Genomic DNA, 16,577 nt, shown 5'->3' on the forward strand with positions numbered 1-16,577 from the left:
CGGATTTTCTAGATTATTTAGCGCGAAAATAATGCGGAGTCTGGAACCGTCAAAAAACGAATGAGCTTTTTTTTGTTAGATTTCGGACTTGATTACTGTGTCTATCTTTTGAGAGATTGATAATGGCAAAGTGGAATATCATGGACTTGTTCGCTGGCGCGGGAGGGGATCTATAGAAATTCAGATCGTAGCTTAATCGCTGCGGTCTATTTTTTTGAACAGGTCGATTAATCTTTACTTGTCCTGATGGTCAAGAATAAGCAAAATTGAAATTGGAGGGGGAATGTTGCAGCCGTACAAATTATATATTATGCGCACAAGGAGGTTTTAATGCATAAACTTTTGTATTTACTTTGTTTGGGATGTGCTTGTCGCTTGTGGAGATGATTCCAGTTCGTCACCGATTGTGCCGGAATCTTCCAGTTCTGAAATAATTGAGTCTTCGTCTGAGCAGAGCAGCTCTTCTATTCGGAGTTCTTCGGCAACATCTTCTTCTGTCGAAAGTTCTAGTTCAGCCCCTTATGTCGAGAAACACTTAGCGTGGGATTACCTGAATCCGGCGCTTTCCTACGGTGAGTTTACCGACGAGCGCGATGGGCACGTGTACAAGTACGTTGAGCTCGATGGCTACATCCGGTTCATGGCCGAAAACCTGAACTATGCGGATTCTGTTGCCAATCCGAATTTGTTGGGAAGTTCCTGGTGCCCTCTCAACAATCTGGATTCCTGTTCCAAGTATGGACGCTTCTATACTTGGGCGGCAGCCATGAATGTGGATCCCAAATACAACTATGAAGAATTTACTGGCAAAAAAGGGATGGCCATGAACGTAGAGTATCAGGGGCTTTGTCCTGATGGATGGTTCATGTATGCCGATAAATGGATTTGGAGTGAATATGTTTGGCGGCTTCAGCCTGTTGAATACTGTGCTCAGAAAGGCTGGAGGTATGAAGGCTGCACGAACGAGTTGGGCTTTACGGCCTTGCCTGGCGGCTATTATGAAGATGGCGAGTTTAAGGAAGTTGGCGAAAATTTCTACTACTGGTCTGTACAGGGCGGAGGCAAGGACACGGGAGGACGTGGCTCCCTATATTCAAAGTCAGGTGATTACGGCATTGATTTCGGCAGGAACATCAATTTTATGGTGGAGAAGACCGTAGGCGCGGCTGTTCGCTGCTACCAGACGATTCCCCAGGATCCGTGCGCCGAGCCGGATAATCCCTATTGCGAGGAATAGTAGTTCCGCTGCAGAAAGCTCGATCTCCGTCGTTGAGCCCTAAATCCGGGCAAGCTCGTGAACATCGTGGTTAAATAGTTGTTGTCATGCCCGCCACCGAGCGGGCACCGCCCTTTAAATATTAGAAAAAGCTCTGAAGTCCACCTTCAGGGCTTTCTTTTTGCTGTTTTTATATATTTTGTGAAACGGAAAATGATTGTCATCTAATGGAACTTTTTATGGAATGGAACGCCTCGGTCAAGAAACAAATTGAATCCCGCTTGATGGAAAAGGAAAGATCGCTTGCTGAATATGCCTGCAAGTCTGCGGCTGCGGTTCGCTATCACGAAGCGCAAGAAGATATCCGTCCGAACTTTTCCCGCGATGCAGACAAGATTATCCATTCCTATTGCTATAGCCGATACATTGACAAGACTCAGGCGTTTTACCTTGTTGAAAATGACCACATCACGCACCGAGTGCTGCACGTGCAACTGGTCGCAAAAATTGCAAGGACCATTGGGCGCTTTTTGAATCTGAACGAAGACTTGATTGAGGCGATTTCGCTAGGTCACGATGTGGGTCATACGCCTTTTGGACACGATGGCGAAAGGATTGTCTCGAAGTTTTTGCAAGAGCGCGGTGAAGGAATTTTTGAACACAACGTTCAAAGCTTTAGGCTGTTTCATGACCTTGAAGCGCACGGCAAAGGGCTGAACCTTACCGCACAAGTGCTCGACGGAATCATCTGCCACAACGGCGAAATCCTGAAAAATGAATACGGCTGCAACCGTAGCAAGACTCCAGAAAAACTGCTGGAAGAATACAGAAACAGCTTAAGCGGAACGCTGAAATCGAAAGAGATGGTCCCGATGACATTGGAAGGATGTGTCATGCGAATCTCGGACGTGATTGCGTACGTTGGCCGCGACATCGAAGATGCCATCATCTTGAAACTAGTGAAGCGCGAAGACATCCCCCAAGAAATTACGAAAGTTCTCGGTAGCAAAAATAGCGAAATCGTCAACACGCTTATTACAGACCTTGTCAACAATAGTCTAGACAAAGAAACTCTCGTCTTTTCGCCGGAAGTTTTTGATGCGCTTAATCAGCTGAAAAACTGGAACTACAAAAACATCTATTTGAATCCGAAAAAGTCAACCCAGGATGAAAAAATCAAGATGATGTTCCGGACTGTCTTGGAAGAATGCCTTGATGAACTCCAGTCTGGCGTGAAAAAGGCGACAGGAATCAATCACTGGTGTGAATCGCTAGGCGAAAAGTACAAAGAAACGACACCCCTCCCGCGCATTGTCGCCGATTACGTCTCTGGAATGACCGATGACTACCTGATGAACGCCTACAAGGAAATTGTGATGCCCAAGTCGTTCGGCGTGAGCTTTGGGGAAAAGTAATGTGCAAAAAAAATACCCAGCCGGCTTGGCTGGGTTTTTAATTAAAATTTGTTTAATGGTTATTTCGCTTCTGCTGCTTTTTCTTCCTTGTCCTTAGGCAATACCAAATTCAATACTACGGCGAGGATAAATACCACAGCGACGCAGTTTTCGGCGAAGATGGTCTGGATAATCTGCGGGAAGATTTTGAACATCTGCGATGCGGATGTGAATCCAAGCCCGGTGCTTAAGGACAAGCTAACGATAATCATGTTGCGTTGCGAGAAACCGCTTTTCGAAATCATGCCGAATCCTGCGAAGAGGATGGAGCCAAACATCATGATGGTGCAGCCGCCGAGAACGGCTTGCGGGATGGTCGTGAGGAGGGTCCCTACGGGCGGGAAGAGGCCGCCGAGGAGCATGATGCCTGCGCTTGTTGCGATGGCGAAGCGGTTCACGACGCCAGAGAGCGAGGCGAGGCCGACGTTCTGGCTGAAGGATGTAATCGGGGTGCAGCCGAAGAGTCCGGAAATGGAGCTAACAAAGCCGTCGCAGCTGATGGCGCCTCCCATTTCGACTTTGTGGATCTGGCGCTTGAGGGCCCCGCTGCAAAGGGCGCTGGAGTCACCGACGGTTTCCGTGGCGGACACGAGATAGATGGCGATGACGGAGAGGATGGCGCCCAAGTTAAATTCCGGGGTAAACGGGAGGAACTTGGGGAGTGCGAAAAAGCCGTTGTTTGTGATGCCCGAGAAATCGACCATGCCCATGCAGAGTGCGAGAATGTAACCGACAATAAGGCCGACGAGCACGGAGAGCGAACGGAGGAATCCCTTGGCGAAAACTTGCGTGAGTAAGCAGGTGAGGAGCGTGACGCTTCCGACAATCCAGTTCTGTGCAGAGCCGAAGTCAGCGGCTCCTTGGCCGCCTGCGAATGAATTGGCGCCGATGGGCAAAAGCGAGAATCCGATGGAGGTCACGACGGTGGCCGCGACGATGTGCGGGATGAGCTTGAGCCAGTATTTGGCGCAGAGGCCGAGAAGTCCTTCGACAATACCGCCAACGATGACGGCGCCCATGAGCGTTCCCATGCCTTGCGATACTCCGATGGAAATGGAGACGGAGAGGAATGTGAAACTGATGCCCATGACGATGGGGAGGCGGGAGCCGATTTTCCAGACAGGGTAGAGCTGGATGAGCGTGCCGATGCTTGCGATAATCATGCAGTTCTGGATAAGCGAGGCGGTGAGGCCTTTTTCAATCCCGACGACGTTTGCAAGGATGATGATCGGCGTAATGTTACTTACGAACATGGCGAGCACGTGCTGCAAGCCGAATGGAATTGCCTGTAAAAGCGGAACGCGTCCGTCGAGCTGGTAGATGTTGTCCGAAGTCTTCATGCTTTACCTTGAATGCTTTGCCTGCGGCAATTTAGTTACTGTTCGCGGAACTTGATGAATCCAGTTTCGGGGTCCATGCTATCGACGATGGCGATGGATTCGAGGCGGACGCCTGCGGCGCGGAGCTTTGCTCCACCGGGCTGCATGCCCTTTTCGATGGCGATGCCGACACCGACGAGTTCGGCGCCTGCTTGTTTCACGAGGTCGATGAGCGCCTTGCTGGCTTCACCGTCGGCGAGGAAATCGTCCACAATGAGAATTTTGTCGGTCGGCTTGAGGTACGGGCGCGAAACGAAAATGTCGTTGAACTTTTTGTGCGTGAAGGAATATGCCTTGGCAACGTATTTGTCATCGGTGCTGTTGACGGTCTGGCCCTTCTTGGCGAATACCACGGGCACGTCGTTCAGGTAGGCGATGAATGCCGCGATGGCTATACCGCTTGCCTCGATGGTGAGCACCTTATTGAATTGGACGTCGGCAAAACGGCGTTTGAACTCTTCGCCGATTTTTTGCATCAGGCGGATGTCAATTTGGTGGTTTAAGAAACTGTCAACTTTAAGGACGTTGCCGGGTTTGACTACACCATCGGCAAGGATTTTTTGCTCAAGGAAGTTCATGCATGAAATCTAGCAAAAGGCAAATTTTTTGCAAAGACCGCATATTAATAAGGGTATGCCCAAATTTCCTTAGAAATGGTCAAATTCTCCATATATATGTAAAAGATAAGGATTTACGCCCGTTATAGCGGGGCTTTTGCTAGGGTAATAGTAAAAAAGTATAAAAGTTTAGCCTTGACTAATTAGCCTTGGCTTACTAATTTTAGTCTTGTCTAATAAAATTAGGCGACGTTAACGTTTAAAGGATCATCAAATATGGAAAACAATCACGTAAAGCTCAGCCAGAGCCTCGAAGACTATCTGGAAATGGTGCATATGCTTCGCTTGGCAAACGGGATTGCCCGTGTCAAGGATATTGCCGCCGCCCTTTCTGTGAAGATGCCTTCTGTGGCAAAAGCGATTCTTGAACTTAAAAAGCTGGGCCTTGTGACTCAGGAACCCTATAGCGGTGTGGAACTCACCGAAGAAGGGCGTAAGGCGGCTGCCGATGTGCTGAACCGCCATATTCTTTTGAAGGGCTTTTTAATCCGTCTCGGCGTTTCCGAAGCAATTGCAGATAAGGACGCCTGCAGCATGGAACATATTCTTTCGGCTGAAACCCTTTCGATAATCGAAGACTTCATGAAAAAAGGAAATGAAGGTGTCGTTGCGAAAAAGGCGAATGCATTAAAGGCAAAAAAAGGAAAATAACAATGGGTTGTAATTGTGGTTGCGGCGGCAAGTCGCAAACTAAAAAATGGGATTTGGAACCGAAATTTTCGGATCTCAAGAAGGGCGACAAGGTTGAAATTGTCGGCTACAATGAGGGCGATGCCCGCTACAAGTCCAAGCTTTTGTCGATGGGACTTGTCCGTGGTGTAACGCTTGAAGTCTTGCAGATTGCGCCTCTCGGGGATCCGATTGAGGTGAGTGTTTTGTCGTATCGTTTGTCGCTTCGCAGACAAGAAGCGAACGTTCTTAAATTGAAGAGGGTCTAATGGCTCCGAAGCTTTTTACTATTGCAATTGCCGGTAACCCGAACTGCGGTAAAACGGCTCTTTTTAATGCCCTTACGGGTGCTCGCCAGAGTGTTGGTAACTGGCCGGGCGTGACTGTCGAAAAGAAGGAAGGCTTTTTTGAACTCGGTAACCAGCATATCCGCGTGGTGGACTTGCCGGGTACTTATGCGCTTTTCGCGAATGCCGAAGACGAACGCGCCGCTGTGGACTACTTGCTCACTCGCGAAGCGGACCTCATTGTCAATATCATTGATGCCTCGAACATTGAACGTAACTTGTTCTTGACTTCTCAGCTTGTCGATATGCAGATCCCGATGGTGATTGCGGCGAACATGATCGACATCGCAGAAAAGCGCGGCTTGCATTTGGATTTGGATATCCTCGCTGAACGTTTCGGTGTGCCGGTGATTCCGCTTTCTGCCGTGAACGAAAGAAGCATCACGAACTTCATCAGCGAAATGGCGCATGTTGTTGCGGGCAAGAAGATGACGCCCAAGGCGATTGATTACGGCGAGAAGGTTGAAGCTGCTGTCAAGTATTTGGAGCCGAAGGTCGAGCCGGTTGCAAAGCTTTTGGATGCGGATGCCCGCTGGGTTTCGCTCATGTACTTGGGCAACGAAAAGAGCTATGCGGACAAGTTTGCCGAAGCCAAGGTGCAGATTAACAAGGCCGAAGTCACGCAGATTCTCGGCGAAGAAAGCGAATTTGCGATGGCGGATTCACGCTACAGTTTGGCTCACGAAATTGCAGGTAAGACGATTCTTTCGAACCGTTCCAAGAGAACCTGGTCCGATAAGCTTGACTCCGTGCTTTTGAACCGTTGGGCTTCGCTCCCGATTTTCCTCTTGGTCATGTACCTGGTCTTCTGGGTTGCAGTGACGATCGGTTCTGCGTTCATTGATTTCTTTGACGTGCTGTTTGGCGCTATCTTTGTGGATGGCCTTGGCTACTTGCTCACGGATGTGTTCCATGCGCCGGGCTTTGTGTCTGCAATCCTCGCCGACGGTATCGGTGCTGGTATCCAGACTGTGTCGACGTTCATCCCGGTCATCTTCTTCATGTTCCTCTGCCTTTCTTTCTTGGAAGACTCGGGTTACATGGCACGTGCCGCTTTTGTGGCGGACCGCTTTATGCGATTCCTCGGACTCCCGGGTCGTGCATTCGTGCCGATGATGGTTGGTTTTGGTTGTGGCGTGCCGGGCATTATGGGCTCTCGCGTGCTCGAATCCAAACGTGAACGTTTCCTCACGATTTTCCTCGTGCCGTTCATGAGCTGCGGCGCTCGCCTCCCGGTGTATGCGCTGTTTGCGGCAGCATTCTTTGGAACGCAGGCAGGGACGGTCGTGTTTGCCCTCTACCTCGCGGGCGTTCTCTTTGCGATCGTGTACGGCTTGATTCTTCGCCGCTCCTTGTTTGTGGGTGAGGCTAGCAACTTTGTCATGGAGCTGCCGCCTTATCACTTACCGAAGTTCAAGTCGCTCATGATCCACTCCTGGCTCCGTTTGCGCGATTACGTTATCCGTGCCGGTAAGGTGATTACGATTGCCGTTGCAATACTTGGCTTCCTCAACAGCTTTGGCTTTGTGGACAAACTCTACACCGAAATCAATGGCGAAAAGACCGAAATCGTGAAGAGCGAAGAAGGCTACGCCATGGTGCAGGACGAAAAGGAAGTCCCGCTCCCCGAAGGTGTCGTGATTGACGAATCCAAGGTCCAGACGGAAAGCGAATTTACGGCGGGTAACGGTGATTCCGAAAACAGCTTGCTTTCTGTAATCGGTAAGGCAATTACCCCGGTTTTTGAACCATTCGGTGTTGAATCCAACAACTGGCCTGCATCTGTGTCGCTCTTCACTGGCCTCCTTGCTAAGGAAGCTGTGATTGGTACGATGAACTCGCTGTACTCTATGGCAGGCCCTGGCGATGCTGCTGAAGCTCCGAAGGCTGCCGAACCCGCTGCTGTTGAAAAGGTGGCTGAAGCCCCGGCGCCTGCTGCAGAACCGGTCGCAGTTGCCGATAGTGCTGACGCTCGTCATCCTGAGCAGAGCGAAGGATCCAGTGAAGTCGCTGTTGCTGATTCCGCAGTCGCTGATAGCGCAGTTGTCGCAGACAGTGCTGCTGCTGAACCTGCCACCGCTGAAGAAAAGCCCCTTATCGCAGGCGTGGACGAATGCCCTGCCGAAGAAGAGGAAGAAGGTGGTGCTCCGGATATTCTCGGTGCATTCAAGGAAGCCCTTGGCACGATTCCGGAAAACTTGAGTGAGGTCTTCGGCTCTCTCACGGACATTCTCGGAACATCTGGTGAACTCGAAGCGCAGAATGCCGCAGAACTCAAGAAGGTCACGCTTGATAAGATTCTTGATGCAAAAGCGATTACTTGCGAAGAATACGCTTCTATCGAAACCTTCAGCGAAGATGAAGGTGCCGACAAGGCTCGCGAAGAAGTCTTTGCAAAGCTCGCTGCCGCTGGTCTCACGCTGAGCGAAGATGAAATCGGCGCTCTCGAAGAAGGCGACTTGAGCGAAACGGCTGACATCTATGCCAACCTCCGCTCTTACTTCCACAACCCGGACAAGAACGGAAACCCGGTCGATGGATTTAACTGGCAGGTGTTTGCATTCCTCATCTTCATCTTGCTCTATGTGCCGTGTCTTGCTGCGATGGGTGTCGTGGTTCGCGAAATCGGCCTTGGGCTCGGTGTGCTGATGGCTGTGGTGCAGACAATCCTCGCTTGGGCTGTCGCGGTGCTCCTCTACCAGGTTCCGGTTGGTGGCAACGTGTTCTGGATTGTAAGCTCGATCATCGTGCTTGTGGCAACATTCGTGTTCCTTAAGCTCTTTGGTATGAGCGCAAATAAGAAAGGGCGTTTCGAAGACTAATTGCATTTGAGTCAAGAATCATTATTAAGGGCTGGTAGGCCCGAAACCTGCCAGCCCTTAATTAAACGCTCTTAATTAGACTAAACTAACAAAGATGGGAGAAACTAACAATGGGCGCAGAAAAAAATGATTCTGAATGGAACGAACTGAAAAATAATTGGCACGCTCTTTGCTTTAAGAAGAGTAAAAAGGGCGAAAAGCCTAGAGTTTTGTAACACAAAATGTAAAACGCTTGACGGAGTGTTACAAAAAATCAAAAGAATCCGTCATAGGAGAGACAAAATGAAAACTCGTTTAACATCCAACCTTTTGTTTGGCCTTGCTGCTGCATCTATCCTTGCCATTCCGGCATTCGCTCAGGAAGCAGAAGCTGCATCTAAGGGCCCGGAAGTCAAGTTCTCTGGTGAAGTGGAATTTGACGCGTACACGGGCGATGTGATTAATGAAGATTATAAGAGCCACAGCTACGCTTCTACTTTTGACTTGAACGTTGATGTTAAATTTAATGAAAAGTGGTCTGCATCTGTACAGTTGGAAGCTGATGGTCCGACGACGGATCCGGGTGCCGTTTACAATGGAGCCTTTGTCCAGTATACGCATAGCGATAAGTTTGCCGTGAAGTTCGGTGACTTGACCTTCTCGGAAGGCGCTTTCCTGAACTATTACGGTTACGATGATCCGGCCGATAACGCCGCCGGTATGGCGGAACATGATATCCGCGGTTTCGAAATCGACTATAACGGCCTTGTTTTTGGTCTCGGTTTTGTTCGCGGTGATAACGATAACACGGCTTGTGACGAAGAAAGTGGTGAATGCGTCGGCTATGCATACGACCTCCACCTTGCTTACGAACTCGGCCTTGGCGAACATGTGCTGCGTCCGTTCTTTGATTACAAGTCTTATCAGGAAGCTAAGCACAATGAATTGCATGCCGGCCTTGATGCAAATCTGAAGTTTGGCGCATTTGCTTTGCATGCTGTTTATGGCTTGCATGTTGATGCTCTTGACGAAAAGGTTCCGAAGGCTACACACGCTATTCTCGGTGAACCGTCTTTGGATCTCGGCACGTTCAATGTCAAGGCAACTGTGTTCTACGCTGCATTTGACAAAAAGACTCCGACCGTTCATGGCGAAGAAATCCCGGAATACTTCTTTGTCTATGGTGAACCGGGTGTGAAGATTAACGATGCCATCGCTCTTGGTCTCCCGTTGGAATACCATACAAATTCTATCGTGAAGGATGCCGAACTCGAAATGTTCAACGTTGGTCTCCGCGCTTACTTCACTCCGGTTGAAGGCCTTGAAGTGACTGGCTTTGCCATGTTCAACATCCCGGTCGGTGACAACGCTGGTGATGATACAGGTCTTGGCTTCGGTCTTGAAACTGTATTCGCATTCTAAACTTTTTGCCATAGGATGAAAAACCCCCGCCTCGATGAATGTCGTGGCGGGATTTTTGTATAGACAAATTTTATTAGATTAATCTAACTTTAGGGATTGTTTTGAGTCTATTTGGAGTTGAGTTAGAGAATGAAAAATTCTAAAATATATCCCAGAGACTATTGCCATAGAAGCTCGGCTAGCATATAGATTTCGTTACCTCATATATGCTAGATAGGTTATCCCGCCGTGGCGAAGGCTAACGGCGGGATTTTTGACTTTATACTAAATACTTAGGTTGTTCATGGATAGAAACCTTGATTCCTGCTTGGTTCGACAATGTGCCCCGACACTTGCGGGGCACAAGTTGGGCAATCTCTTTTGTGTTGATGTTGCTGATGGTGTTTTGCTTTGCAATATCCTTGCGCGTTGGAATCAGGCCTTGAACCCTAAGGGCGTTATTGCTCGCGTTATTGCTGAACGCTGTGGACGTTATTTTATTTATGTCTACCGGAATAGCGCTTTACAGAATTTGGGATGCTCTTGCGAAGTTCGTAATTTTTTGAAAGGTTTTGGTTACAGTTGCTTTGATGCTGAATCGCTTTTGAACTTTTTTCAGGTTCGCATGACGCGCTCGGTGTGCTTTCCGCATGAAGTGGGCGTGTTTTTGGGCTACCCGCTTGACGATGTGAAAGATTTTATTACGTACGGCGGTAAAAATTACAAGCTGATTGGCTGCTGGAAGGTCTATAACGACGTGCCGAATTCCATGCACATTTTTGAAGTATACAAAAAGTGTCAAAAGATTTTACGAGAACGATTTGAATCAGGCGATTCTTTGGAAGAATTGACTGTAGCGTGTTAATTAACCGAAAAAACAAAAAGGAACATAAAATGAACAAAATTGCTGTTATTTTCTGGACAGGTACGGGTAACACCGAAGTTATGGCGAATGAAGTGGTTGCTGGCGCAAAGGAAGCTGGCGCCGATGTGACGCTTTTCAATACGTCTGCTTTTTCTACCGATAAGGCCCAGGAATTTGACAAGTTTGCTTTGGGCTGCCCGGCAATGGGTGCCGAAGAACTCGAAGATAGCGAATTCCAGCCGCTTTATGATCAGCTGAAGGCTCAGATTTCGGGTAAGAAAGTCGTGCTTTTCGGCTCTTACGGCTGGGGTGGCGGCGAATGGATGAATCCGTGGAAAGAAGATGCCGCAAATGCGGGCCTTGTGCTTGCTGATGAACCGCTCGCTATTGAAGGCGCTCCGGATGATGCTGGCAAGGAAAAGTGCCGTGAACTCGGTAAGGTCCTTGCGCTTTCGTAATTGTTGAGTCTCGATGATCCATGAAATGTTAGACTCTCTAACAAAATTAGAGAGTCTAACATTGTTAGAAAATCACTAACAATGTTAGCGCCAATCTCGTGAAACTCAACTGCGGTGCGGGGTTGCGAGAGTTAGATATTTAATTTATTCGTAATTTGCAATTGGAGGGGAGAGTATCTAATTTTTTAAGGCGGGCAAGTTGCTCCGCTGATTTTTCTTTAATAAGGAGAAACATATGTCTATGTTCAAAAACGAAAAATTCTGGCTCGTTGTTGCCGGTGCTGTGGGTTCTGCTGTTGCTAAGAAAGTGCTCAAGGCAAAGAAAACACGCGAACTTGCTGTTCAGGGACTTGCTCATGGCATGAAGTTCACGGCTGACGCCAAGGCTGCTTTCCAGGATATGAAGGACGAGGCTGCCGACATTTGCAACGACGCTAAGGCAGAAGCAGGTCTCGACAAGTAAGAAGCGAAAGCTTATGAGATTCAGAATCGTTTACGATAAGCCGGGTCGCCTTCGCTTGCGTGCTGGGGCGTACGCTTTTGAACGTGAATATGAAGCGCGCATTCACAAGGCTTGCTTGAGTGAGCCTTGCGTTAAAAGTGTTGTGGTGCGTAGCGTCAATGGTGGCCTCCTTTTTGAATATTCCGCCAAGGCGGGCGATTTCGAGACGAGCCGTAAGCAGATTCTTGATTTTGTAAGTGCGCTCAACCCCAAAGAGTTGCCTGAATGCGATGGTGAAACGGAATACCAGTTGCAAGCTTTGGACGATGGCTTTAAAGCAAGCCTCACGGGAATGATTGCAAGGCGCTATTTGTCGCGTTGGTTTTTACCGCTTCCGATTCGCACGGCAATTACGGTGGTTCGTGGATTGCGTTATGTGGCTCGCGGAATTTCGACGCTCATGAGCGGAAACCTCACCGTCGATGTTTTGGACGGAGCTGCGATTGGTGCTAGCCTGCTCCAGAAAAATTATGAATCCGCAGGTACGGTCATGTTCCTTTTGGGTGTTTCGGGCTTGCTGGAAGATTACACCAAGGCGCGTACGCGCACGGCTTTGACAGGTAGCCTCGCCGTCAAGGTAGATAAGGTCTGGGTCGTGAAAGACGGCGTAGATACTTTGGTGGATATGAAGGACGTCCAGGTCGATGACTTGGTCCGCATCCGTTCCGGTAGCATGATTCCTGTTGATGGTCGCGTGATTGAAGGCGAAGCCTTTGTGAACGAATCGACGATGACGGGCGAATCCAAGGCGGTGATGAAGACCGCCGGCAGAATCGTTTTTGCAGGGACTGTTCTTGAAGAAGGCGCGATTCTCGTGAAGGTGCATGCGGTCAACAGCAATACGAAAATTCAGAAAATCGTGGAACTGATCGACCGTAGCGAAGACTTGAAGGCGAGCGTGCAGAGCCGTGCGGAACATTTGGCGGATAGCATTGTGCCGTTCAGCTTCCTGGGCTTTGGGCTTACGCTTTTGCTGACGCAGAATATTTCGCGTGCGGTTTCCATCTTGATGGTGGATTACTCTTGCGCGATAAAACTCTCGACTCCGATTTCCGTGATTTCTGCATTGCGTGAAGCGGCGGATATGGACATGACGGTGAAGGGCGGCAAGTACCTGGAAGAACTTGCTCTTGCCGATACGATTGTGTTCGACAAGACGGGAACGCTCACGAAGGCGGAACCGCGACTTGAAAAGATTATTCCGTTTGGCGAATATTCCGAAAAGCGAATCTTGAAAATTGCGGCGTGCATCGAGGAACATTTCCCGCATAGCATGGCTCGTGCGATTGTCAAGGCGGCAATGGAACGCAATATCAATCACGCCGAAGAACATGCCGATGTGCAGTACATCGTGGCGCACGGTATCGCAACATCGCTCAAGGGCAAGCGCGTGGTCATCGGAAGCAAGCACTTTGTCATCGAAGACGAAAAGGTCAATGTTTCTGAAGCGAACCAGGCGATTATTGACGAACAGGCGGGTGCCGCATCCGTGATTTACCTCGGCATTGGCGGCGAGTTGGCGGGTGCAATTTGCATTGGCGACCCTCCGCGTGAAGAAGCTGCAGATGCCATTCGCGGACTGCGTGAAAGTGGCATCAAGAATGTGGTGATGCTGACGGGCGATAGCTTGAATGCTGCAGAACGCGTTGCGGAACATTTGGAAATCGATACGTTCTTCGCGCAGGTCTTGCCAGAAGACAAGCACCATTATGTGGAACGCATGAAGGCCGAAGGCAAGCGCGTGATTATGGTGGGCGACGGCATTAATGATGCTCCTGCTCTTGCTGCCGCGAATGTCTCTGTTGCCATGAGCGATGCTTCGGATATTGCCCGCGAAACTGCCGATGTGACGCTCCGCCGCGAGAATCTCGAAGACCTCGTGGAACTGCGCCTCTTGAGCCAAAAGCTGATGGAACGCATCTCCGAAAATTACCGCTTTATAGTTGTTTTCAATACAAGCTTGCTTGTAGGCGGTTTTCTCGGACTCCTCTCGCCGACAACGTCTGCCTTCTTGCACAACGTATCGACAATGGGCATTTGCGCAAAAAGCATGACCAAGCTGAAAGTGGAGTAAACGCCAAGGGATTTGTCATTCCCGGCTTGACCGGGAATCTCCCTCTTGTTAAGTATTCCCTTTGTTTTAGGGAATACTTTTTTTATGCGTTTACACGGTTTTATCTGTTGAAGAATGTTTATTCTTGCCTTGCTTGGAACTTTGAACGTGCAAGTATGATGTAAAGAATCTATATTGCTATTGACATATTGAATTAGAGTAGGAAACGTATGTGCGTGCTAGTGAAATCACTTTCTGAATACATTGATGCTGTCAATGAGTTTCGCAAAAACTCTGAATTGTCAAAAACGATTCTTTTTCGTGGACAGTCAAATGCTGATTGGTCTATTCAGTCTTCTCTTGAGCGTGCGGGAGTATTAAATATTCTGTTCGAAGAATATTATAAAACAATTGATTGTTATAAACCAGAATTTAATGCCTATGGAAAAAATTTTAAACGAAATGTTAAATTTCCGAACGGTTACAATTTTGATTTTTCTGATTACAATCCTATTAGCTATAACCAATTTCCGGAAATAGAATATTTAACTTATTTGAGACATCACGGATTTCCTTCGCCTTTAATTGATTTTACTCAATCGGAATACATTGCTTTGTTTTTTGCGTGTGAAAATGCTATTAATGTGAATAAGGCTAATACTAATGGAAAAATCTTCGCTTTAAATAGTAATTTAATAGATGCTTTTTCTTGTGGATATAAAGAATTTCATAGAATCGGTCATTATGTTGATACTGATCCGAGGCATATTGCCCAGCAATCTGAATATTTGATAGCATGTTGTTTTAGCTCTGATAAATGGATGTTTGTTCCATTTGATCTTGAACAGAACTTGCGGGATTCCTCAGTAAAAGGAAATTCTGTTCTAGAAATTGAAGTTGTTGCATCTGCTAAAATGGAGCTTTTGCAAGAGCTAAATAAAATGAATATAAATCATTTCACTTTATATCGTGATGAGGATTCGCTTGTGAAAAAAATGAAATTTGACTTTCTTCAAAAACAAAGGAGGTTAGGATGATATTTCCAATCTTGAAAAAAATAGGCTATTTCTTGGGCGGCTTGCTTGGTATGTTTATGGCTGCTGCATCTATGGGGATTATGCTAAGTTGCAAATATGACATATTGAGTTGGAAAGCTTGTGGCTGTATTATATTTGTTCTTTTGGGCATATTTGTTGCGATTGGTGGTTTTGTAGAATTTAAAGAATATGATTTAAAAAGGAATGAGAAATGCTCGCGAAAGGTTTTTTGGGATGAAATGAAAGAGATCCTTAAAACTATTGTGGGTTATCCTATTTTCGCTTTTTTGGCGGTTTGTTTTATGTGTTTTGTTGCTACCATAATATGGACTATAACCTCATTTCCAGAATTTCTCTTGCACTTTATTCATTATGGACCATCGACAGATCTGTATAATATAATTATTCCTGAGAGCTTTCGTGCTACTAAGCCTATAGAGGCGATTTATTCTCTTATGATGGCAGGCGTGTTTGCAATTCTATGTTTTTTTGGCGCAATTTTTTTGATACACCGTTTTTTAATTAAAGAATTATATGAATTTATATCGGAAGAACTAGATAAAATAAATTGTAAAATTGATAATGTTATGAAAGAAGTTTCTAAAATCAATAAAGAGGGAATGCAATAATTTCGTTGCAAAATGGACAGAAATCTCTTTGACCTCTTGTTTTAATCTGTTTGGTTTTATAAATTAAAATCAGCCGATTAAATGCGGTTGATTTTTTATTATATCGTTAATTATATCCTTTCTTATATCCTTTGCTAAATGAAGTCTGAGTTTTTACTCAGGTGTTTGTGTTGATTCTCTTCTTGAGAAAGGAATTATATGAGCGAAGAAAATAATGCAACGAGACGAAACCACGATCCGTTTTTCCGTTGGCTATTTTCTGATGTTGGGCATCTTAGAAATCTGTTGGAACTTGCTGGCAAAGTAAATTATGATGTTGGTGAATTCATATCGGCTATAAATATGGATACTCTAGTCCGTATTCCAGATTCGTATTCAGAGGTTGACGATACGGGTGAAGCGGATTTGGCGTTTCGTGTGAATGTGTCGACAGGTGCACCGATTTTGGTTGGAATTCTGTTAGAACATAAATCGGGACGGGATCCAAATGTTCTTGATCAGATTGCTCGTTATGTCAATTCTGTGATGAAGATTTATGATAAGAATCGTGCATTTAGCGGAATTCCGACGATGGCAATTATCTTTTATAATGGACGGGAAAATTGGAATCCACTTAAGAGACTTGAAGAGGATTATCCGGAGTATTTTCGTGGTTCTGTATTGCCCTTCCATTGCGCTTTTGTGAATATGGCGGATATACCCGATAGCGACTGTTTGACATGCGAAGACGTTGCAACTGGAATGGGCGTTGTCGCAATGAAGTATGCGTTCAATAAGGAAAAGCTGTTAGAGGTCTTGCCTCAATTCCATGATTCCTTGCGAAAAATGCACCGTAATGAGGCGTCTTGTCTATTGCAAAAAATAAACATATATTTGAAAGAGTACGTTGATGAAGGTGTTCTCAAGGAGCTGGATATGGCATTTGTAAGTGTTGGACAAAAATACGGCTTTGTTAGTGCCGGTGATGTGTTTCGTCAAAGACTTGCCGAAGCTCGCAAAGAAGTGGACGAAGAACGGAAAAAAGCTGAAGAAGAAATGCTTAAAACGGCTAGGGGACTTTATGAAGATGGGGTTCCCTTAGAGACTCTCGTTCGCAGATTTAATCTGACGGAAGAACAAATTTGTGGAAAGTGAAGACCAGTGCTCTTC

Annotated in this window: 15 protein-coding genes; 13 read left to right on the plus strand and 2 right to left on the minus strand. The window is 47.0% G+C overall.

Annotation, left to right across the window (positions count from 1 at the left end; genetic code table 11):
• Positions 1 to 364: 364 nt before the first annotated feature.
• Entirely contained in the window at positions 365 to 1,237 is an 873-nt protein-coding gene (locus CRN95_RS10900; protein WP_159462306.1) for an FISUMP domain-containing protein, read from the plus strand.
• A gap of 206 nt (positions 1,238 to 1,443) precedes the next feature.
• Positions 1,444 to 2,631, plus strand: a complete 1,188-nt coding sequence (locus CRN95_RS10905) for a deoxyguanosinetriphosphate triphosphohydrolase family protein (protein WP_235002995.1) — start codon at positions 1,444 to 1,446, stop codon at positions 2,629 to 2,631.
• A gap of 59 nt (positions 2,632 to 2,690) precedes the next feature.
• On the opposite strand, the gene CRN95_RS10910 is transcribed toward CRN95_RS10905, so the two are convergent.
• Together CRN95_RS10910 and CRN95_RS10915 are read right to left on the minus strand one after the other, a co-directional pair.
• A complete protein-coding gene (locus CRN95_RS10910) occupies positions 2,691 to 4,010 on the minus strand; it encodes a nucleobase:cation symporter-2 family protein (RefSeq protein WP_097020898.1) in 1,320 nt (439 codons plus the stop codon).
• A 35-nt stretch (positions 4,011 to 4,045) separates the two neighbouring features.
• A complete protein-coding gene (locus CRN95_RS10915) occupies positions 4,046 to 4,627 on the minus strand; it encodes a xanthine phosphoribosyltransferase (RefSeq protein ID WP_014546335.1) in 582 nt (193 codons plus the stop codon).
• Positions 4,628 to 4,882: 255 nt separating this feature from the next.
• Here CRN95_RS10915 and CRN95_RS10920 point away from each other — a divergent pair, with 255 nt between their 5' ends.
• The 11 genes from CRN95_RS10920 (at position 4,883) to CRN95_RS10970 (ending at position 16,562) form a co-directional block, all read left to right on the plus strand.
• Entirely contained in the window at positions 4,883 to 5,317 is a 435-nt protein-coding gene (locus CRN95_RS10920; protein WP_085491381.1) for a metal-dependent transcriptional regulator, read from the plus strand.
• 2 nt (positions 5,318 to 5,319) lie between these two features.
• Complete coding sequence (locus CRN95_RS10925) at positions 5,320 to 5,604, plus strand: FeoA family protein (protein WP_015732083.1); 285 nt, start codon at positions 5,320 to 5,322, stop codon at positions 5,602 to 5,604.
• A complete protein-coding gene (gene feoB, locus CRN95_RS10930) occupies positions 5,604 to 8,504 on the plus strand; it encodes a ferrous iron transport protein B (RefSeq protein ID WP_097020899.1) in 2,901 nt (966 codons plus the stop codon). The genes CRN95_RS10925 and feoB overlap by 1 nt, the downstream gene beginning before the upstream one ends.
• Positions 8,505 to 8,786: 282 nt before the next feature.
• Complete coding sequence (locus CRN95_RS10935) at positions 8,787 to 9,905, plus strand: hypothetical protein (protein WP_097020900.1); 1,119 nt, start codon at positions 8,787 to 8,789, stop codon at positions 9,903 to 9,905.
• 283 nt (positions 9,906 to 10,188) lie between these two features.
• Positions 10,189 to 10,749 carry a DUF3793 family protein gene (locus tag CRN95_RS10940; RefSeq protein ID WP_073423859.1) on the plus strand — a complete coding sequence of 187 codons (561 nt, stop codon included), beginning with the start codon at positions 10,189 to 10,191 and terminating at the stop codon, positions 10,747 to 10,749.
• A 29-nt stretch (positions 10,750 to 10,778) separates the two neighbouring features.
• A complete protein-coding gene (locus CRN95_RS10945) occupies positions 10,779 to 11,207 on the plus strand; it encodes a flavodoxin (protein WP_088630481.1) in 429 nt (142 codons plus the stop codon).
• Positions 11,208 to 11,442: 235 nt separating this feature from the next.
• Complete coding sequence (locus CRN95_RS10950) at positions 11,443 to 11,670, plus strand: DUF1490 family protein (RefSeq protein WP_097020901.1); 228 nt, start codon at positions 11,443 to 11,445, stop codon at positions 11,668 to 11,670.
• Between the two features lie 13 nt (positions 11,671 to 11,683).
• Positions 11,684 to 13,783, plus strand: coding sequence for a heavy metal translocating P-type ATPase (locus CRN95_RS10955; RefSeq protein WP_097020902.1), 2,100 nt, complete (start codon positions 11,684 to 11,686; stop codon positions 13,781 to 13,783).
• Between the two features lie 221 nt (positions 13,784 to 14,004).
• Positions 14,005 to 14,799 (plus strand): FRG domain-containing protein, encoded by a 795-nt coding sequence (locus tag CRN95_RS10960; RefSeq protein WP_159462307.1) that lies wholly within the window; start codon positions 14,005 to 14,007, stop codon positions 14,797 to 14,799.
• Entirely contained in the window at positions 14,796 to 15,428 is a 633-nt protein-coding gene (locus CRN95_RS10965) for a hypothetical protein (protein WP_097020904.1), read from the plus strand. The genes CRN95_RS10960 and CRN95_RS10965 overlap by 4 nt, the downstream gene beginning before the upstream one ends.
• A 198-nt stretch (positions 15,429 to 15,626) precedes the next feature.
• Positions 15,627 to 16,562 (plus strand): Rpn family recombination-promoting nuclease/putative transposase, encoded by a 936-nt coding sequence (locus tag CRN95_RS10970; protein ID WP_097020905.1) that lies wholly within the window; start codon positions 15,627 to 15,629, stop codon positions 16,560 to 16,562.
• Positions 16,563 to 16,577 lie beyond the last annotated feature (15 nt).

The organism is Fibrobacter sp. UWB16 (assembly GCF_900215325.1).
In the GTDB taxonomy this organism is placed as follows: domain Bacteria; phylum Fibrobacterota; class Fibrobacteria; order Fibrobacterales; family Fibrobacteraceae; genus Fibrobacter.